23 protein-coding genes and 1 tRNA gene are annotated in these 19,546 nt (G+C 45.3%); all 24 read left to right on the top strand.

Going from position 1 to position 19,546, the window contains the following annotated elements; translation table 11 throughout:
• Positions 1–2,347, top strand: a 2,347-nt coding sequence (locus PHV44_06835) for a tail fiber domain-containing protein (GenBank protein ID MDD5592977.1), incomplete at its 5' end; no start/stop codon positions are given.
• Between the two features lie 20 nt (positions 2,348–2,367).
• Positions 2,368–2,979, top strand: coding sequence for a hypothetical protein (locus PHV44_06830; GenBank protein MDD5592976.1), 612 nt, complete (start codon positions 2,368–2,370; stop codon positions 2,977–2,979).
• A gap of 184 nt (positions 2,980–3,163) precedes the next feature.
• A complete protein-coding gene (locus PHV44_06825; GenBank protein MDD5592975.1) occupies positions 3,164–3,502 on the top strand; it encodes a hypothetical protein in 339 nt (112 codons plus the stop codon).
• A gap of 10 nt (positions 3,503–3,512) precedes the next feature.
• The gene (hisG, locus tag PHV44_06820) at positions 3,513–4,394 is read left to right on the top strand and encodes an ATP phosphoribosyltransferase (GenBank protein ID MDD5592974.1); all 882 of its coding nucleotides are present in this window, start codon (positions 3,513–3,515) and stop codon (positions 4,392–4,394) included.
• Positions 4,395–4,734: 340 nt separating this feature from the next.
• Positions 4,735–5,637 carry a tetratricopeptide repeat protein gene (locus PHV44_06815; GenBank protein MDD5592973.1) on the top strand — a complete coding sequence of 301 codons (903 nt, stop codon included), beginning with the start codon at positions 4,735–4,737 and terminating at the stop codon, positions 5,635–5,637.
• An 18-nt stretch (positions 5,638–5,655) separates the two neighbouring features.
• The gene (locus tag PHV44_06810; GenBank protein MDD5592972.1) at positions 5,656–6,474 is read left to right on the top strand and encodes a transketolase; all 819 of its coding nucleotides are present in this window, start codon (positions 5,656–5,658) and stop codon (positions 6,472–6,474) included.
• Between the two features lie 38 nt (positions 6,475–6,512).
• The gene (locus tag PHV44_06805; GenBank protein ID MDD5592971.1) at positions 6,513–6,875 is read left to right on the top strand and encodes a four helix bundle protein; all 363 of its coding nucleotides are present in this window, start codon (positions 6,513–6,515) and stop codon (positions 6,873–6,875) included.
• Between the two features lie 39 nt (positions 6,876–6,914).
• On the top strand, positions 6,915–7,853 hold the full coding sequence (locus PHV44_06800; protein MDD5592970.1) for a transketolase family protein: 939 nt from the start codon (positions 6,915–6,917) through the stop codon (positions 7,851–7,853).
• Positions 7,847–8,746: a 4-(cytidine 5'-diphospho)-2-C-methyl-D-erythritol kinase gene (gene ispE, locus PHV44_06795; protein ID MDD5592969.1), complete on the top strand. Its 900-nt coding sequence runs from the start codon at positions 7,847–7,849 to the stop codon at positions 8,744–8,746. The genes PHV44_06800 and ispE overlap by 7 nt, the downstream gene beginning before the upstream one ends.
• Before the next feature lie 4 nt (positions 8,747–8,750).
• Entirely contained in the window at positions 8,751–9,176 is a 426-nt protein-coding gene (locus PHV44_06790; GenBank protein MDD5592968.1) for a septation protein SpoVG family protein, read from the top strand.
• A gap of 58 nt (positions 9,177–9,234) precedes the next feature.
• Positions 9,235–9,305, top strand: a tRNA-Gln gene (locus PHV44_06785).
• 19 nt (positions 9,306–9,324) lie between these two features.
• Entirely contained in the window at positions 9,325–9,822 is a 498-nt protein-coding gene (locus tag PHV44_06780) for a nucleotidyltransferase family protein (GenBank protein MDD5592967.1), read from the top strand.
• Positions 9,819–9,980 (top strand): hypothetical protein, encoded by a 162-nt coding sequence (locus PHV44_06775; protein ID MDD5592966.1) that lies wholly within the window; start codon positions 9,819–9,821, stop codon positions 9,978–9,980. Before PHV44_06780 ends, PHV44_06775 begins: the two co-directional genes overlap by 4 nt.
• A gap of 1 nt (position 9,981) precedes the next feature.
• Positions 9,982–11,265 (top strand): NTP transferase domain-containing protein, encoded by a 1,284-nt coding sequence (locus PHV44_06770; protein ID MDD5592965.1) that lies wholly within the window; start codon positions 9,982–9,984, stop codon positions 11,263–11,265.
• A 44-nt stretch (positions 11,266–11,309) separates the two neighbouring features.
• Complete coding sequence (locus PHV44_06765) at positions 11,310–12,248, top strand: ribose-phosphate pyrophosphokinase (GenBank protein MDD5592964.1); 939 nt, start codon at positions 11,310–11,312, stop codon at positions 12,246–12,248.
• Positions 12,249–12,265: 17 nt separating this feature from the next.
• On the top strand, positions 12,266–12,958 hold the full coding sequence (locus tag PHV44_06760) for a 50S ribosomal protein L25 (protein MDD5592963.1): 693 nt from the start codon (positions 12,266–12,268) through the stop codon (positions 12,956–12,958).
• A gap of 143 nt (positions 12,959–13,101) precedes the next feature.
• Positions 13,102–13,677, top strand: coding sequence for an aminoacyl-tRNA hydrolase (pth, locus tag PHV44_06755; GenBank protein ID MDD5592962.1), 576 nt, complete (start codon positions 13,102–13,104; stop codon positions 13,675–13,677).
• Complete coding sequence (gene rpsF / locus PHV44_06750; GenBank protein ID MDD5592961.1) at positions 13,678–13,965, top strand: 30S ribosomal protein S6; 288 nt, start codon at positions 13,678–13,680, stop codon at positions 13,963–13,965.
• 15 nt (positions 13,966–13,980) lie between these two features.
• On the top strand, positions 13,981–14,424 hold the full coding sequence (locus PHV44_06745; protein ID MDD5592960.1) for a single-stranded DNA-binding protein: 444 nt from the start codon (positions 13,981–13,983) through the stop codon (positions 14,422–14,424).
• A complete protein-coding gene (gene rpsR, locus PHV44_06740; protein ID MDD5592959.1) occupies positions 14,408–14,671 on the top strand; it encodes a 30S ribosomal protein S18 in 264 nt (87 codons plus the stop codon). The genes PHV44_06745 and rpsR overlap by 17 nt, the downstream gene beginning before the upstream one ends.
• Positions 14,672–14,769: 98 nt before the next feature.
• Positions 14,770–15,213, top strand: coding sequence for a 50S ribosomal protein L9 (gene rplI, locus PHV44_06735; GenBank protein MDD5592958.1), 444 nt, complete (start codon positions 14,770–14,772; stop codon positions 15,211–15,213).
• A gap of 1 nt (position 15,214) precedes the next feature.
• Positions 15,215–16,552 (top strand): replicative DNA helicase, encoded by a 1,338-nt coding sequence (dnaB, locus tag PHV44_06730; protein MDD5592957.1) that lies wholly within the window; start codon positions 15,215–15,217, stop codon positions 16,550–16,552.
• A gap of 47 nt (positions 16,553–16,599) precedes the next feature.
• Positions 16,600–18,954: an outer membrane protein assembly factor BamA gene (gene bamA, locus PHV44_06725; protein MDD5592956.1), complete on the top strand. Its 2,355-nt coding sequence runs from the start codon at positions 16,600–16,602 to the stop codon at positions 18,952–18,954.
• Positions 18,955–19,032: 78 nt separating this feature from the next.
• Positions 19,033–19,542: an OmpH family outer membrane protein gene (locus PHV44_06720; GenBank protein ID MDD5592955.1), complete on the top strand. Its 510-nt coding sequence runs from the start codon at positions 19,033–19,035 to the stop codon at positions 19,540–19,542.
• The last annotated feature ends 4 nt before the right edge of the window (positions 19,543–19,546 follow it).

Below are 19,546 nucleotides of genomic sequence, written 5' to 3'. Positions count from 1 at the left end.
CCTGACTTCCGGCAATGTCGGCATCGGCTTAACCTCTGTGCCAGCCGGCTTACTGCAGGTCGGCACCTCACCCGGCCAGGGGTTATTCTTTGTGAAATCAGACGGCAACGTGGGTATCGGGACGACGTCCCCAGCTTCAGCATTGCATGTCAGGCAGGCTACGGATCTTGGCACGTCAGCAGCAGATGAGTCTATCTTAACCCGCCTGCATCAGAGTAATGGAAACTTAAACTACCTTGATATCATACACCGCCGGCATACGGCAGGCTCTAATTGGGCCGGCACAAATATGAGGCTTCGGCGTAAAATTGATTCTACAAGCCAGGGATTTATTGATTTTGGCATTGATGGGAAATCGTCAAACGATGGCCTTGGATTTGGCTCCGGAACTGCCACATATATGGTTTTGACTTCTACCGGCAACGTCGGCATCGGCACGACAGCGCCTATTGGGAGATTGCAAGTAGGGACTACACCAGGTGCGGCATTGTTGATTGTAAAAGATAGCGGCAACGTGGGTATCGGCACCACCGACCCCCAACAGGCACTACAGGTTGCCGGCAATATCCAGGCCACCACAGGTATATTCTCCACCTTAACCGTAGGCGGCTCGCCTGTCTTGACCTCTTCCGGTACCCTAACCGGCCTGCTTCAGTCCACAGCCAGCGGCACTTCCTATATTACTGGAGGCAATGTCGGCATCGGCAACACTGCGCCAGTTGGCCTTCTCCAAGTCGGCACTTCACCTACACCTGGATTAACAGTCTTATCGAGTGGTTACTTGGGCATAGCGACAACAGCACCTATATATCCGCTTGATGTTAATGGATATGTCATACTTAGGTCTTATACAGCCATTGGCCCTGTTGCTCCCAGCCAAACAGTGGCAGGATTAAGAGTCGGATATAATACTACGGTTCCCGCATTATCAGTAGAGCAATTTGGCGCAGGAGCTGCAATTGGCGTAGTAAGCGGCAACGTCGGCATCGGCACTACAGCGCCATATGGATTATTGCAGGTCGGGACTAATCCAAGCGTCGCAGGGTTAATTGTAAAGGCAAGTAATAATGTCGGCATAGGAACTACTAACCCCACTTCGCTCTTGCAGGTCGCAGGCAATATCCTTGCTACAACATTAACCTCTACAACGCTTAATGTTAATAATTATAATGTAGCGGTTTCAGGGGCATCCACCATATCGCAGGATTATTCAACCACAGGCACGCCGAGATTTGCGCGTATGGGGATAGGGGCAGCGGCACTATCTAATTATCCTGTTTATATTGCTGGTTCATATACGGACACAAGTGCAGGTGGTATAAATCTTGCAGGGACATATACCGCCACGACTTACAGCCCTTATGGGATAAATATGACCCCTACCCTTATTGCTAATGCTAACTATGCCTCCCCGGCTGCGGTAATCAAGGCAACGGGGATATTACAAGCCACAACTAATGTTGGTTGGATGTTAGGCATAAATAATAACACACAGGTAGGATTAAGCACGGGATATACTATCGCACAGGTTACTGGAAACTTGGCAAAGGTTACTGACTACGGTAACTTTGCAGGGACAGTTACGTTAGCGCAGGCGTTTAATGCGGGTAATGGCTCGGCTGGAATAGCGGGGACTTATGTTGGTATGGATATAGACGCTCTTACCGCAGGAACTACCAATATAGGTTTAAGGTCGCAGACGGCAAGAGCCGCAAACAGGTGGAATTTATATATAAACGGGACTGCGGATAATTATTTCAACGGCAATATCGGCGTAGGGATAACTGCGCCGACAGGGTTATTGCAGGTAGGTTCTTCTATTAGTGCGCCGGTATTGTTTATACCATCGGCAACTGGCAACGTCGGCATCGGCACCACGGGGCCGGGGACATTTAAACTGGAAGCAGCCGGCCATGTCGGCCCGAACGCTGACAACACATACGATTTGGGCAGTTCCGGAGTAAAATGGCGGGATGTCTTTTGCACCAGGGCCGCGTTTAACGGCTCGGACGCCAGGCAAAAAACAAATATTATAGATACCCCGCTGGGTTTAGATTTCATCATGAACCTTAGGCCTGTCCAGTATAATTGGGTAAAGCAGGACGATGGCAAACATCAAGGGCTTATCGCGCAGGAATTAGAGGGGTTGATTAAAGATAAGGGCATAGAGTTTGCCGGCCTGCGCCACGATAAGGAAAGCGATAGTTATTCGTTGGCCTATACCGATTTCATCGCCCCCTTGATTAAGGCAGTGCAGGAGCAACAGAAAGAGATTGAAAGCTTAAAAACAGAACTCAAGGATTTGCGGACTAAGCTCAACGCCGGGGAAAGCGAGCCGCGTAGTTAAAAAAGATAGTTTTCGTTAAGATGAAGAAAATATTATTTATGCTTTGCCTTGGGGTTATCGGGGTAAGCGGCCTTTTGCCTGGAGATGCAGGGGCCGCTACTGAGGTTTTAAGGCCAAATGCCGCCGGGGATTACACCAATCTACCAAGTCAATTTCCTGATTCTGACGAGCATTGGGATAAGGTAGATGAGGAGGTTCCCGATGATGCCAGCACATATGTTCGGGACTATCAGGGGACACAGCATAAAGATGCCTATAATCTCACAGATACTTCTATCCCTGCCGGCTCTACCATAAATTCGGTAACAGTTTATTTCAGGTGCCGGCAGGAGTGGGCAGGAACAACAGACTACTGCCAGCCATTTTTAAGATTAGGCACAGACGAAACCTCCGGAACCGAACAAATTACCACTACTGACTGGGTTACCTACTCTGAGGCCTTAGCCAGGCCAGGAGGCGGTTCGTGGTCAGTATCTGACCTGAATAATTTACAGGTTGTTATCGGGTTAAGGAATGGGTTCACCGCTAGTTGGGTAGAGTGCACCCAAGTCTATGTTGAGTTTGATTATAGCCTGCCGCCCACGGGGTCGCTTATCAATAATGCGAAAATAAATAATACGAAAATACAATAAGAGAGTTCCGTTTCAGAACAACGGGGACGGTTCTATTTTTTTTCATTCAGCATCCAAGAACAAAAAATAGAACCGTCCCCTTTTCTTTCCCTTTTCTTGAAAAAACGCTTGCTTTTTATTTGCGTTGTGCTAAACTTAAAAAATAGTAATTGGATAATTAATAAACATATCGAAAGGAGGAGGTATGAGGCGGCGTATTTTACTAGCTTTGATAGTAGCCTTATTATGCGTGCAAGTGCCCCTGTTAGCTAAAGATAAAAAAGGGGCAACGCAAAAGGGTCAGGCTGCGGTGATGAACCCAGCCCAGCAGCAGAAAGAAGCTTTGATTGGCAATATCAACGCTATGCGTAATCAGGAATTACGGGTGGCGGTCTTGCAGCAGTTGTTCAACGAAGAGGTGGAGAAGCTCAAAAATTTTCAGACGGCCTTTTGCAACGAGTATAAGCTGGACCTGGACAAATTCCGCAAAGGGCTCTATCGTTACGACGAAAAGCAGGGTAAGTTTGTAGAAGCCAAGCAATAAAGCCCCTATTATGAAAAAGATATTGAAATTGGGCTTGCCTAAAGGCAGCCTTCAGGAGACTACTTTTAAAATATTCAGGAAGGCAGGTTTTAACGTCTCTTTGCCCAGCGAACGCTCATATTTTCCCTCGATAGACGACCCCGAGATAGAGCCGGTTTTATTGCGCGCCCAGGAGATGTCCCGTTATATACAGGACGGCGCCCTGGATTGCGGTATCACCGGTAATGATTGGATTTTAGAGAATAAATCGGAGGTTATCCGGGTGGCGGATTTAACTTATGCTAAACAGGGCTTAAGCCCGGTGAGATGGGTTTTGGCCGTGCCGGAGGGCCTGAAGATTAAATCCGTTAAGGGCTTAGCCGGAAAACGCATTGCCACGGAATTAGTCAATGTTACCAGAGAATATTTCAGGAAAAATAAAGTCAGCGTAGAAGTGGAATTCAGCTGGGGGGCAACCGAGGTAAAGGTCAATTCCGGCCTGGTGGACGCGATTGTAGAATTGACTGAAACCGGAAGGAGCTTAAGGGCCAATAAATTAAAAGAGATAGCCACTATCTGCGAGTCCACCACCCAATTTATCGCCAATAAGGATTCCTATAAAGATAAATGGAAGAAAACTAAAATGGAGCAGATTGTGCTTCTTCTACGGGGCGCTATTGCCGCAGAGGAAAAAGTGGGCCTGAAGATGAACGTAAGGAAGAAGGACCTGAAAAGAGTAACCGGGCTCCTGCCGGCCTTAAAGAGGCCCACGGTCTCCGGACTCTCCGAAGAGGGGTGGCTGGCAGTAGAAACAGTGATTGACGAGAAAGTCGTGCGTACATTGATCCCTGCATTAAAGCAGGCCGGCGCGCAGGGAATTATTGAGTACCCATTAAATAAAGTTATATATTAGTGTCAAGGTGTCATAGTGTCAATGTGTCAAAAAAACTTTGATACTTTGACACCTGATACTTTGATACATCAGTTTATAAAAGCGAGGGAAATATGCCTTGCGGCAGGAAAAGAAAGAAAAGAAAAATCAGGACCCACAAGAGGAAGAAGGCGCGTCGTCGTCTTCGCCACCTGAAGAAGAGAGCCTGGGGTTAGAAATCCGCTTTATTATGACTTCTCGAATAAAGAGGGGCATTTGGGGAATCTTTTTGCCTTTCCTGATTTGTTTATCCATAAATAATGAAGCTCATGCTTCAGATAAGAAGGCCTCCACCACCCTAAGCCACTATATTATGGCAGCGATGTATGAGCAGCAAGGCGATATAGGTATGGCTATCCGGGAATATAAAAAAGCCCTGAAGACAGATAATGAGAATGCGGTTATCCATTTAAACTTAGCCGCAACTTACATAAAGGATAATAGAATCCCGGATGCTATAAAGGAATTAGAATTGACTACGCGCCTTGACCCCGAAGCAGCAGAACCGCACGCGATATTAGCCCTCCTTTATTCTTCGCAGAATAAGCCTGAACCCGCGGCCGCAGAATACGAGATCGCCCTGAAAAATGCCTCTAAGCGAGAGCCGGATAACATTGATATTTATAAAGGCCTTGGCTTGGTTTACCTGCAGCAGAAAAAAATCCAGGACGCAGAATATATATATAAATTAATCCTGAATTTATCGCCGGATGACCCCGAAGCGCATTTTTATTTAGCCAGTATTTATGATGAGTCGCGTAAGAGGGGCCTTGCCATAGCTGAATTAAAGAAGAGCCTGAAGTCTAAACCCGATTACCCCGAGGCGCTGAATTATCTGGGTTACCTTTATGTGCAGGAAAACCAGAATTTAGATTCGGCGGAAATAATGATAAAAAAGGCATTAGAGATGCAGCCGGATAACGGCGCTTACGTGGACAGCCTGGGCTGGCTTTATTTTAAACAGGGAAAAATTCAGGAGGCGATAGGGCAATTAAATAAGGCAGCTTCCCTGATGGATGACCCTATCATCTACGACCACTTAGGGGATGTTTATTTTAAGGTAAACGACGCTGCTAATGCGAAATTAAATTGGGAGAAATCCTTAAAATTAGACCCGAAGCAGGAGAGGGTGAAAGTAAAGATAGAAAAAGCCAGGGACGGTTCTCAAGCCAGCACAGAACTGTCCCCTAAAGAGTCAAAGAGGGACACTTCTAACCGTAATTAAGAACCGTCCCTGATTAGGATGATAACTGATACGCAAATTAAAGAACTCGAAAAGAAGGCAAAACAGATCAGGCGCCTGATTATAGAGATGCTGGCAAAGGCCGGCTCAGGGCATCCCGGCGGAAGCCTCTCATCCGCAGATTTAATTACGGGTTTATATTTTTCCGTCTTGCGGCATGACCCTAAAAAGCCCGGCTGGCCCGAACGCGACAGGTTTCATATGTCAAAAGGCCATTGTTGCCCTCTTTGGTATGCGGTATTAGCAGAGTCAGGGTATTTCCCTATCGAGAGGCTGTGGACCCTTAGGCGGTTAGGCTCTATGTTGCAGGGCCATCCTGACAGGCACACTACCGGTATAGATGTCGCTTCCGGTTCTTTAGGCCAGGGTTTATCCGTTGCCTTAGGCATGAGCCTGGCAGCCAGGATAGACAAGAAAGATTATCGCGTTTATTGCCTGATGGGTGACGGTGAAATACAGGAAGGCAATATTTGGGAAGCGGCAATGGCAGCAGCGCATTATCGGTGTGGCAATTTATGCGCGTTATTGGATTATAATGGTTTTCAAATCGACGGCAGGACAAAGGATATTATGAATTTAGAGCCGTTAGCGGCCAAGTGGCAGGCATTCGGCTGGCATACGATAGAAATCGACGGCCATAATATGAAAGAAATACTCTGTGCTTACACAGAGGCAAAGACAATAAAGGATAAGCCGACGATAATCATCGGCCACACCATAAAAGGCAAGGGCGTGTCTTTTATGGAGAATGTGCTGGATTTTCACGGCCGCGCGCCTACGAAAGAAGAAGCAGAGCGCGCCCTGAAAGAATTAGAATAGAGTTTGTAGAGTTATTGAGTCTATAGAGTTATTGAGTTATGAGAATTAAAAGATTCGAGGATATAAAAGCATGGGAAGAGGCAAGAATTTTGACAAGGATGGTATACCAGACTGTTAAAGGTAACAAATCCTGTTGGAATGATTATAAATTTAGAGAACAGATAACTAAAGCAGCAGTATCTATAATGTCTAACATCGCTGAGGGGTTCTCTCGGCGTACAAATAAAGAATTTGTGCAATTTTTATTTATAGCTAAAGGTTCTTGTGCTGAAGTTCAAAGTCAATTATACGTTGCTTTAGACCAAGGTTATTTTTCTAAAGATAAGTTTAACGAACTTTATGTAAAAGCAGAGGAAGTAGCAAAGATTTTATCAGGATTTATAACTTATTTACTTGGGTAACTCAACAGACTCAATAACTCAAGTAACTCAATAACTAATATGGCTGAACAGTTATACCAACGCGATATTTATGGGCAGACTTTAGTAGAGTTAGGCAGGGTGAATAAAGACATCGTAGTTTTTGACGCGGATTTATCCGGCTCAACCCGCACCGGCCTCTTTGCTAAAGAATTCCCCGAGAGATTTTTTAACTTTGGCGTGGCAGAACAGAATATGATGGCGACAGCTGCGGGCCTGGCCAGCTGCGGCAAAATAGTATTCGCCTCTACCTTTGCCATGTTTGCTACCGGCAGGGCGTGGGACCAGGTGAGGAATTCTATCTCTTATAATAATTTCAATATTAAAATAGTAGCCAGCCACGCAGGGATTACCGTCGGACCGGATGGCTCAAGCCACCAGGCCTTAGAGGATGTGGCGTTGATGCGCGCCATACCGAATATGAATATTATCATTCCCTGTGACGGGCCACAGACACGCGAGGCTATCCTGGCGTGCGCAGGCGCCAACGGCCCCTTTTATGTGCGCTTAGGCAGGCCCAAGGTAGCTACCATTGAAAATAAACCGGAATTTAAAATCGGCAAGGCCCAGGCCTTGACCGAAGGAAGAGATGTTACTATTGCTGCCTGTGGGATTATGACCGGCCAGGCCCTTATTGCCGCAAAGAACCTGCTTACCAAGGGCATAAAGGCGCGCGTGATTAATGTGCATACCATCAGGCCTTTGGATAACGCTACGATATTAAAGGCAGCAGAGGAGACCCGTGGAATCGTCGTTTGCGAAGAGCATACGGTCATAGGCGGTTTAAGTTCCAGCATTGATGAGGTAGTGGCTGAGAATCATCCCACAAAAGTTATGCGCATAGGCATAAAAAATAGATTTGGCCAGTCAGGTGAACCTGATGAGTTGCTGAAGGAATATAACCTCACCAGCCTTGATATAGAAAAGGCTGCTTTAGCCTGCACTACCTCTAAGTGTTAAAAAAGCTTTCCCTGAAATCCTACGCCAAGTTAAACCTTTATTTAGAAGTCCTTAAGCCCCGCTCCGACGGCTACCATGATATAAAAACAGTCTTTGAAAAGATAGGCCTGTGTGATAAAATAGTCCTTAAAGCCCGCCCGGATAAAAAAATCAAGCTTACCTGTAACTTACCCGCTGTGCCAAAAGGCCAAACTAACCTCGCTTATCGCGGCGCGCAATTATTACGCAAAGCCTTGCATATTGATCAAGGCGTAGATATCAGAATCATAAAACATATACCTGTGGCCGCAGGTTTAGGCGGCGGCTCAAGCAATGCTGCGAGTGTGCTTTTGGGTTTGAATAAACTCTGGGGCCTCGCGCTTAGTAAAAATAAACTCGCCCGATTGGCCGCGAATATAGGCAGCGATGTGCCGTTTTTTATTTATGATTACCCCTTTGCCGAAGGATGCGGCCGCGGCGACAAGATAAGGCCGTTAAAGGCAATCAGCGGTTTACGGCTCTGGCATATTCTAATTGTGCCGAAATTCGGAGTTTCTACCCCTCTGATATATAAAAAATGGGATAAAACCTTAGAAAAAAATAAAAAAGCAGGGTTGACAAGGCCAGGGCAGGATGTTAAAATATTAACCTTAGCCTTAAAAGCAAGAAACTCTGCTTTATTAAGAGAATCCTTATTCAATAGTTTAGAGCAGGTTACTGTTAGGTTGTATCCTCAAATAGGCCGGATTAGGGAGCAACTTTTACGCAAGGGCGTGAAATCAATCTTGATGTCCGGCAGCGGGCCGGCAGTGTTTGGTATTTGTTCTTCAAAAAAGGAGGCCCTGTTTTTATACAGGCAACTGAAGAAGGATGGCATGGTAAAAGTTTTTGCTACGCGGACAGCAAGGAGGTAAACGCATGGAGATAACCGAGGTAAGGGTATTCTTAAAGGATTCGCCGGACAAAAAATTGAGGGCATATGTCACCGTAACCTTTGACAATGCCTTTGTGGTGAGGAATATAAAAGTAATAGAGGGCACCAGCGGCCTGTTTATCGCTATGCCTTCCCGTAAGATAAAACAGCCCTGCCCGAAGTGCGGTTTTAAGAATGAGATGCGTTCCAAATACTGCAACCAGTGCGCAGCGCAGCTGCCTTTGGCGCCGCGGCCGGTAGCTCCCGATGCTGCCTCCTCGGCCAATGCCCAGCTGGAGCATAAAGATATTGCCCATCCTATAACACAGTCCTTCAGGGAATATCTGCAGAAAAGAATTTTGGAAGCATACGAGCAGGAAAAGGCAAAGGCCCCCAGTAGTTCAGGACAGGCGACGGCGGCCTTAGATTAATTACGAAATCCCGCCCGGATAAATTTATAGTTAAAAGCGGGAAGGTCTCATTAAGATCTGCCCGGTAGTGTAATGGTAGCACTTCAGAATTTGGGTCTGACTGTCAAGGTTCGAATCCTTGCCGGGCAACTGATTATCGTTTTAAATCATGATTCTTTACGAAGAGATACTGCGGGAATTCCATAGGCAAAAGGTAAAGTATGTGCTTGTGGGCGGCATAGCTGTTAATCTCCTCGGTTCCTTAAGAAGCACGGCTGATTTGGATATCCTCGTTGAGATGAGCGACGATAATCTCAGGAAAGTCGTAAGTATCTTGAAAAGAAAAGGGTATCATGTAAAACAGCCTGTTGACCCGATGGGGATAGCAAATGAAAAGTTAAGGCACGAATGGATTCATAATAAACATATGAAGGCATTTAATTTCTACAAGGAAGACGATCTGAAAGAAGTGGATATTATTATAGAATCCCCCGTGTCCTATGAAGAAGCAAAAAAGGGTGCTTTAAAAATTAAGATAGAAGATACGATATTGCCTGTAATTTCCATAGACAACCTTATTAAGATGAAGAAGAATACCGGGCGCAGCGTAGATAAATTTGATGTTGAAGAGCTAAAGAAGATAAAAAAAATAAAAAGGATTAAATGATTTTTAATTGGGAAAGCCGCGAGGAAAGATTAGCTAAATTTATGGGCATTTCGCCCAAGAAAAAACTGGAATGGCTGCGCCAGATGCACGATTTTATGCGCAAGGCATTAACCGAGAAACAGAAGTGCGTTTATTACAAATTAAGGGAAATCAGATAAGATGAAGAGTAATATCGCAGTCATAATTTTAGCCGCGGGTAAGAGCACGCGGATGAAATCGGATATGCCAAAGGTCCTGCATCCGCTCTGCGGTAGGCCGGTGTTAAGCTATGTCCTGGATATGGTTTCTAGCCTGAAAGTAAAAAAGACTATCGTTGTCTTAGGATATAAATACCAGGCAGTAAAACCCTTGCTTAAACCCGGCATCAAAATAGCAATACAAAAGAAGCTACTGGGCACAGCGGATGCCGTTAAGGCCGCCCTGCCTTTATTAAAAAGTTTTAAAGGCACGGTTTTGGTCCTTTATGGCGATAACCCTCTTTTAAAGAAAGAGACCATAAGGAAATTATTAGAGCAGCACATAAAAAATAATTCCGATGCTACTCTCTTAAGCGCTAAAATGGATAAACCAGCAGGTTACGGCAGGGTCTTGAGGGATAAATATTCCAGCATCTGTGCTATCATAGAAGAAAAAGACGCGGATGAATTCCAAAAAGATATACAGGAGATTAATACCGGCATTATCTGTTTTAATAAAGACAAATTAGCTGCTGCCTTAAAGTCCGTCAAGGCCAATAACCGTAAAAAAGAATATTATTTAACGGACATCGTGAATATCTTTTACAAAAAAGGTTATCTCGTAGATAATTTAAGAACCGCAGATATTGATGAGGCCCTGGGTATCAACTCGCGGCAGGAGTTGGCTTGCGCGCATAAAATTATGCAGCGCAGGATTAATGAAGGATTAATGCGCCGGGGCGTAACCCTGATTGACCCTGATTCTGCTTTTATAAGCTATGGCACTCAAATCGGAGAGGATACTACGATTTATCCCTTTACAGTCATCGAAAAAGATGTTAAAATCGGAAAACATTGTTGCGTCGGCCCGTTTGCCCACTTGAGAGAGGGCACGCACCTGCAAGACGATATAGTAGTAGGGAATTTCGTTGAGATTACGCGTTCAAAACTCTCCCGAAAAACTCTGGTAAAACATTTCAGTTATTTAGGCGATAGCCGTATAGGATGCTCGGTCAATATCGGGGCGGGGACGGTTACGGCGAATTTTGACGGCGAGAAAAAGAATATTACGGTAATAGAAGATAAAGCCCTTATCGGTTCGGATACGATATTAGTCGCTCCGGTTAAAATCGGTAAATCCGCAAAGACAGGCGCCGGGGCAGTAGTAACGAAAAATAAGAATGTTGCTGCCGGAGTAACGGTTGTCGGCATTCCGGCGAGGCCTATAAAAGCCGTAACTCGTAAGCTAGTAACTCGTAACTCGTAATTTAAAAATTACTATTTATAAATTATAAATAAGGAGCGAAAGATATGGACAAGATAGCGGTATTTACCGGCAACGCGCATCCGCAATTAGCCAAAGATATCTGTAAATATCTTAAGGTAAGCCTATCGGATGCCCTTGTGGGAAAATTCAGCGAGGGAGAGATACGGGTAAAAATTAACGAAAACGTGCGCGGTAAAGACGTATTTATCATCCAACCTACCTGTCCTCCGACAAATGATAACCTTATGGAGCTTTTAATTATGATCGATGCCTTAAAGAGGTCGTCCAGCCAGCGTATTACGGCGGTAATCCCTTATTTTGGCTATGCCCGGCAGGACAGGAAAGACCAGCCCCGCGTGCCCATAACCGCCAAATTAGTGGCTAACCTTTTGACTACCGCAGGGGCGGACAGGATCCTGACCATAGACCTGCACGCAGGCCAGATACAGGGTTTCTTTGATATACCGGTGGACCATCTTCTGGCCGTCGGAGTTTTTATAGAATATATTTCAAAACTCAAGCTTAAAAATATAGTGGTGGTCTCTCCTGATGTGGGCGGCATAAAAATGGCCAGGGCCTATGCCAAGAGGATGTCCGCGGGCCTGGCGATAATAGATAAGAGGCGCGGTTCGCCCAATAAAACAGAAGTAATGCATATCTTAGGCGAGGTAAAAGGCAAAAACGCCCTTATTGTAGACGATTTGATTGCCACGGGAAGCTCCTTGGTTGAGGCAGTAGAGGCATTAAATAAGGCCGGCACCGAAAGCGTGCGCGCTGCGATTACGCACGGCGTCCTCTCAGGGCCTGCCATACAGCGCATAGAAAAGTGCAAAGATTTAAAAGAACTGTTAATTACCGATAGTATTCCTTTGGATGGCCACAAAACACACCCGCGGGTTAGAGTCCTTTCCGTGGCAGGCCTTTTAGGGGAAGCGATAAAGAGGATCCACTGTGAGGAATCAGTGAGTTGTTTGTTTGATTAAGGGAGAGAGAAACTACCATGGAAGAAATATCACTGGAGATTCAGCCAAGAGAAGAGTTAGGCAAGAGTAAGGTTAAGGATTTAAGGGGCGAGGGTTTTGTGCCCGCGGTTATTTATGCCCAAGGCAAGAAATCGCTGCCTATAAAGGTATCCCATAAACAATTACTGCAGCTTATCCACCAGCATCGTTTGGAAAGCGCGGTAATCAGCCTTAAACCCAAAGATGACAAAAAGGCAAAAGGCAGGTCCTGCCTGATTAAAGAGATACAGTATGACCCGGTCAAGGGCGATGTCATGCACGTGGATTTTAATGAAATCTCCCTGACTAAGATTATAAAGGTGAACGTACCGGTGGTAGCCAAGGGCGAACCTGCCGGCGTAAAGCAGGAAGGCGGCTCTTTAGAGCATATACTCTGGGAGATAGAAGTAGAATGTCTGCCGACGGAAATACCGAAGGATATCGAAGTGGATGTGAGCCAGCTAAAGATCGGCGACAGCATCCATATAAAGGACATAACCTTTCCCGCGCAAGTCAAAGTTTTAAATGCGCCGGAGGCGATTGTCTTTGCGGTGAGCGCGCCTATTAAGGAAGAAGAAATAGTAGCCCCTGTGGCAGAAGGCGAGGAAAAACAGGAGCCGGAGGTAATTAAGGAGAAGAAGGAAGTAGCCGTTGAGGACGAAGAAGAGAAGCCGGAAAAAGAGAAGAAATAATCTAAGGATTGTGTAATGTGAATAGTGTAATGTGTAATGCGCGTGTAATGCAAAAGATAGGTGTAAGGAAAAGGGTCTTTTTCATTACACATTAAACCATTACACCAACATTACACCTTACACATTTAACGTTACACAGGATTATGAAACTTATAGTTGGGCTAGGAAATCCGGGAAGGATTTATATAGATTCAAGGCACAACATCGGTTTTTCCGTCATAAAAACCCTGAGTAGAATTTATAAAATTCCTCTTAAAAAAGACAGTAATACTTTTTCTTTAAGCGGTAAAGGTATAATAGAAAACAAAAATATTATCCTAGCACAGCCTTTGACCTTTATGAACCTATCGGGTATCGCGGTAGCTGCCTTGCTTAAAAAATATAAAATAGAATTAGGGGATTTGCTGGTAGTCTGCGATGATTTGGATTTGGAATTCGGCATGCTGAGGATAAGGCCGCTTGGTTCTTCCGGCGGGCATAAGGGCTTAAGTTCTATAATAGGTTATTTGGGGAACCAGGGATTTGCGAGGCTGCGCATCGGAATAGGCAGGCAAGGAAAAGCTAGGCAAGATGCCGCAGAATATGTTTTGTCGCCTTTTACCAAAAGAGAAAAAAAAGAAATTGAGGGGATAGTAGAAAAGGCCTGTGACTGCTGCGGATTCTGGGCATCTTGCGGGATAACGGAGAGCATGAATGTTTTTAACCGACGGAGCAATTAGATGAAAAAATATGAAATAATGTTTATTATTAAGCCGGATTTGTCTGAAGAGGAAAAGAAAACCCTGTTTGACCAGATTGGCGATGTGGTGGCCAAAAATAACGGTAAAGTTTCAAGCGCTGCTATCTGGTCCGAAAAAAGAAAACTCTATTTTACGATTAAAAAACACCGTGAGGGCGTCTATTATCTGGTGAATTTTACCGTAGCACCAGGCGCTATAGTAAATATAAACCATGCCTATGCGTTAAACGAGAACATCTTAAGGGTTCTGGTTACGGCATTAGAGTAATCAAAGGAGAAAACGATGGCTAATTTTAATAAGGTAATACTTATCGGGAACCTGACCAAGGACCCGGAACTGCGCTATACGCCGCAGGGGGCAGCAGTGGCTAATTTAAGGCTTGCCGTCAACACCAGGTTCCGCGATAAAAACCAGGAATTAAGAGAAGAGGCTTGTTTTGTCACAGCAGTAGTCTGGAATAAACAGGCAGAGACCTGTAACCAATATTTACATAAAGGAAGCCCTATTATGGTTGAAGGCAGGCTCCAGTCGCGTTCGTGGGAGGATAACTCTGGCCAGAAGCGCTCTGTCCTGGAAGTAAAGGCTGACCGCGTTCAATTCCTGGGAGGCGCACCTAATAAGGGGCCGGCGGCTGGACCAGCAGCCGAAGAGCAGGCGCATGAGCCGTCTACAGAGACAACCTGGTTAGAAGAAAGCGAGGATAAATCCAATGCCAATCAGGACTAAAACGAAGAGGATTATCAAAAAGCGTGATGTCCTTTCAGGGTCAAGAAAAAAATTCTGCCGGTTATGCTTAGATAAAACCAAGGCCGTAGATTATAAAGACGTAAAGAGGCTGGAGGCGTTTATCAGGGAGAGAGGAAAAATCCTTTCTACGCGCATTTCCGGTAATTGCGCCAAGCACCAGAGGATGGTGGCGGAAGCGATAAAAAAGGCAAGATACCTCTCGCTTATTCCTTACACGCGCATATAACAATCAACAATCAGGGACGGTTCTCAAGCCAGCACAGAACTGTCCCCTTGGGGGACACTTTTAACCGTAATTGAGAACCGTCCCTAAGTTAGGATAAAATGGAAGTTATTTTAAATCAGGATATAGACAGGATTGGCAAGGCAGGCAGCGTCGTTAAGGTAAAAGACGGGTTCGCCCGTAATTTCCTTTTGCCTAACGGCTTGGCTGTGCCGGCAACCTCTGCCAGCCTGAAAAAATTAGAGCAGGAGAAGCAGACAAAAGCGCTGCACCTGGAAAAAATAAAGAAGGAAGCCGAAGAGTTCAAGGCGCAATTAGATAAGTTGTCTTTGACTATTCCCGTCCTGACCCACGAAGGAGAAAAGCTCTATGCCGGCATAACCGCCCTGGATTTAGCAAACGCCCTGAAAGACGAAGGCCTTATTATCAATAAAGATTTCTTTCTTCTCGATGAACCCATAAAATCTCTCGGCATATACGAAGTGCCTGTCAAGCTGCACCCGCAAGTATTAGCAAAGATAAAAGTCTGGATCGTTAAAAAATAAAATGGCAGAAATAGCCCTGGAAAAGATCCCGCCGCAGAATCTTGAAGCTGAAATGGCGGTGTTGGGTTCTACCCTGATAGACGAAGAAGCCATCTCCGTAGCCATAGAATTATTGGAGAGTGATTCTTTTTATAAGGATACCCATAGAAAAATATTCCAGGCAATATCCGACCTCTACAACGCCAATAAGGCAGTTGACCTGATTACCCTCACCGACGAATTAAGAAGAAGCGCTATCCTCGAAGAAATAGGCGGAGTAAGCTACCTGACGCTCTTGGTCAATTCCGTCCCTACCGCTGCCAATATCAGCCACTACGTCAGTATCGTAAAGGAAAAAAATATATTAAGGACCCTGATAAATAACGCCACAAAGATAGTTTCCATGTGTTATGAAAGCGATGGCAACGTAGATGAGGTTTTAGACAGCGCGGAAAAATGTATCTTTGAGGTGGCCAGCAAAAAACCACAGGGTAATTTTTTGCATCTTAAGGAGATTATCAAGGATAGCATTGAAACCATAGACCAGCTTTACCAGAAGAAGGCGCATATTACCGGCGTCCCGACGGGATACATAGATTTTGACAGCAAGACTTCGGGCCTGCAGCCTTCGGATCTGATTGTTGTTGCCGGAAGGCCTTCTATGGGCAAGAGCGCACTCGCCTTAGGGATAGCCGAATACGCCGGGGTGATAGAAAAAATCCCGATAGCTTTTTTTAGTTTAGAGATGTCCAAGGAACAGCTGGTGCAGAGGATGCTTTGCGCCCACGCCAAGGTCGACGCGCATAAAGTCAGGACAGGCTATCTTTCTTCCGCGGATTGGCCGCGTTTGACTGCCGCAGCAGGCAAGCTCTCCGAAGCCCCGATTTTTATAGACGATACACCCGCGATCTCCGTAATGGAACTGCGCGCCAAGGCCCGGCGCCTGAAGGCCCATCAGGACATCCAGCTGATTGTTCTAGATTACATGCAGTTGATGCGCGGTTCGGCTAAAATAGAGAACAGGCAGCAGGAGATCTCCGATATCTCGCGTTCCCTAAAGGCGCTGGCAAGGGAATTAAATGTCCCCATCGTGGCCATCAGCCAGCTTTCGCGCGCCGTTGAATCGCGCACAGACCATCGGCCGCAGCTTTCCGACTTAAGGGAATCCGGCGCCATAGAGCAGGATGCGGATGTGGTAGTCCTCATATTGAGAGAGGAATATTATAATCCTACCCCGGATAATGAAGGCATAGCAGAGGTAATCATCGCCAAGCAGCGCAACGGCCCCGTAGGTTCCGTAAAATTGACCTTTATCAAGGAATATACGCGATTCGAAAATATCGCCCGCACGGAAGAATAATAATAAATCTATTGATTTATAGGGATAAATTTAATATAATATTAGTAATGCGCAAAAGAGTAATTATACTTCTTGGGGTTATTTTTATATTGAGTGGGAGTATTTTCTCGTTTGCTCAGGATGAAACATCTTCAGGACAGGAAACCGCAGTTTCTTCGCAAGGCACCCCCGTCAAATTAGTCACCGCCATAGAGATTAAAGGCAATCAAAATATAAGCACGAATACCATCGTCTCCAAGATGAAGACCAGAGTCGGCAGCTCTTATCAGGAAAACATCGTCAGCGATGATTTAAAGCGCCTTTACCTTTTAGGTTTTTTCAGCGATATAAATATTGATACCCAGCCTTATAAGGATGGAGTGAAGGTGGTCATTACCGTTAAGGAGAGGCCGATAATTGAAAAGATTACCTTTTCGGGCATATTGCGCCTGACCATGAAGGAAGATAAAATTAAGGAATCCCTGAAATCAAAGGAAGGCCAATACCTGGACTACCCTAACCTCAGCGAGGACATCAAGGCAATCAAGAAATTATACGAGAAGATAGGTTACAGCCAGGCCGGAGTTAACTATAAGGTAGATATGATTAAGGAAACAGGCAGGGTGAGGATAGAGTTTAGCGTGGATGAGGGCAAGAGGACAAGGGTGAAGAAAATTTTTGTGGAGGGCAACAAGAATTTTTCCGATAAGCGCATTATAAAATTGATGAAGACTAAGCAGGCCTGGTTTTTTAATGCCGGAGTCTTAAAGGATGAGGTATTGCAGGAAGATATCGAGCGTATTAAGTCGTTCTACCACAGGGAAGGTTATACTGACGTGGCAGTGGATTATAAAGTCGAGCCGGAAGCCAAGAAGAAATATTTTTTGGACATTACCATCAATGTCCAGGAAGGCAAGAAATACCTCGTCGGTAATGTAACCATAGAGGGCAATAATAAGCTCTCCAGGGACAAGATCCTGTTAAGGCTTAAGGAGTGTGTGCCGGGTAAGGTCTTCAGCACCGAGGCATTAAGGCAGGATATTATGAATATCCAGGCCTTATATTTTGACCAAGGGTATATATTTGCGCAGGTACAGGAGGCCACCTCCTTAAATTCCTACACCGGGCGCATAGATATAACTTATAATATCACTGAAAATGAAGCCGCCTATGTGGATAAGATAAAGATAAGGGGTAACGTCAAGACCAAAGACATCGTTATCCGCCGGGAACTGCGCATAAAGCCCGGCGATAAATTTGACGGAGAAAAACTGAAACGCAGCAAAGAGAGGCTGCAAAACCTGGGTTTCTTTGAAGACGTAAATTACGATACCGAAGACACCAATACCCCCGATAAAAAAGATTTAGTAGTGGAGGTAAAAGAAACAAAAACCGGCGCCTTTAGTTTCGGCGGCGGCTACTCCAGCGTCGATAAACTCGTGGGTTTCATTGAGGTTGAGCAGAAGAATTTTGACTGGAAGAACTTCCCTTATTTTACCGGCGCAGGCCAGGACCTGAAACTGCGCGCGTCATTGGGGACAGTCACCGAAGAATTTGACCTGAGCTTTACCGAGCCATGGCTCTTTGATTATCCGGTGTCTTTTGGATTCGACGGCTATAAGCGTGTCCATAAGAGGGAGTCCGATATAGGTTATGGTTATGATGAGAATATAGTCGGCGGCGACATGCGTTTGGGTAAAGAGATCACCGAATACATCAGGGGAAATTTCATGTACCGCTACGATATCATTAAAATTACAAATATAACAGACAATGCCAGCAATGATTTAAGGCAGGAGTATGGCGAAAACCATGTCAGCAGCGCAAGTTTGGGCCTTACCTATGACAGCACGGATAATATGTTTGACCCTACTAAAGGCGATGTGTTAACCCTTTCCGGTGAGTGGGCAGGCGGGCCTTTTGCCGGAGATAAGGATTTTTTAAAATTCTTCAGCCGGGCCTCGCATTATGTCCCTTTGATCCGCGGCTCTGTCCTGGAATTCAGGGGTAGGTTAGGAATGGCAAAGTCTTACGGCGATTCTACCAGTGTGCCCATATATGAGAGGTTCTTCGCCGGAGGCGCCTATACTATCAGGGGTTATGATGAAAGGCGGGTCGGGCCTCTGGATAGTGTCTCTAAAGACCCCTTAGGCGGTGAGTCCATGCTGGTGGGCAATATTGAATATACCTTTCCGGTGGCCAGCTTTATCAAATTAGCCGCTTTCTATGACGTAGGAAATGTCTGGTCGCAGATGAGCAGGATCGCCGACGGCGGATTTAAGTCAGGGTTCGGTTTAGGAGTGAGGATTAAGACGCCTATCGGCCCGGTAATGGTGGACTATGGCATTCCGTTAAACAAGGAGCCCGGAGAGGATAAAAAGAAAAACGGACAGTTTCATTTCAACATGAGCCAGGGTTTTTAAGGTTATAAGGTAAATTAAAATTTATTTTATAACAGGTCCTTAAAAAAGACCTGTTTCTTTACGAAAGGAGGAGTAGAAATGAGGAAGTTTATGTTTGCTTCTTTGGGGTTGTTATTGTGCGTGGCGTTTATCGGGACAACCTGCGTATTAGCTGCCGAAAAGATCGCCTGCGTTGATTTGGGCCGTATTTTCAGCGAATATTCCAAGACAAAGGATTTTGACAAAACATTAGGCGACAAACAGGCCGGTTACGATACCGAAAGAAATAAAAAAGTAAATGATATCAAGCAGTTTCAGGACAAATTTAATTTACTGAGCGATAAAGAAAAAGAGGCCAAAAAAGCAGAGCTGGAAACCAAAATTAAGTCGCTTCAGGAATTTGACCGCGAGAGCCAGACTGACCTGCGTAAGCAATTCAACGATAAAAAAACCGAGTTAATAAAGGATATTGACGATACGATTAACCGGTATGCGGCGAAAGAAGGATATACCCTGGTTTTGAGCGAAGCGGGCTTAGCTTATAACGCCAAGAACCTGGATATCACAGATAAGATACTCGAGGCCCTGAATAAGGGATATAAAAAATAAATTA

This window comes from Candidatus Omnitrophota bacterium, from assembly GCA_028717245.1.
In the GTDB taxonomy this organism is placed as follows: domain Bacteria; phylum Omnitrophota; class Gorgyraeia; order Gygaellales; family Profunditerraquicolaceae; genus JAGUYA01.
Note: the sequence above shows the minus strand (reverse complement) of the source record. Positions and strands in the feature narration are given on the sequence as shown.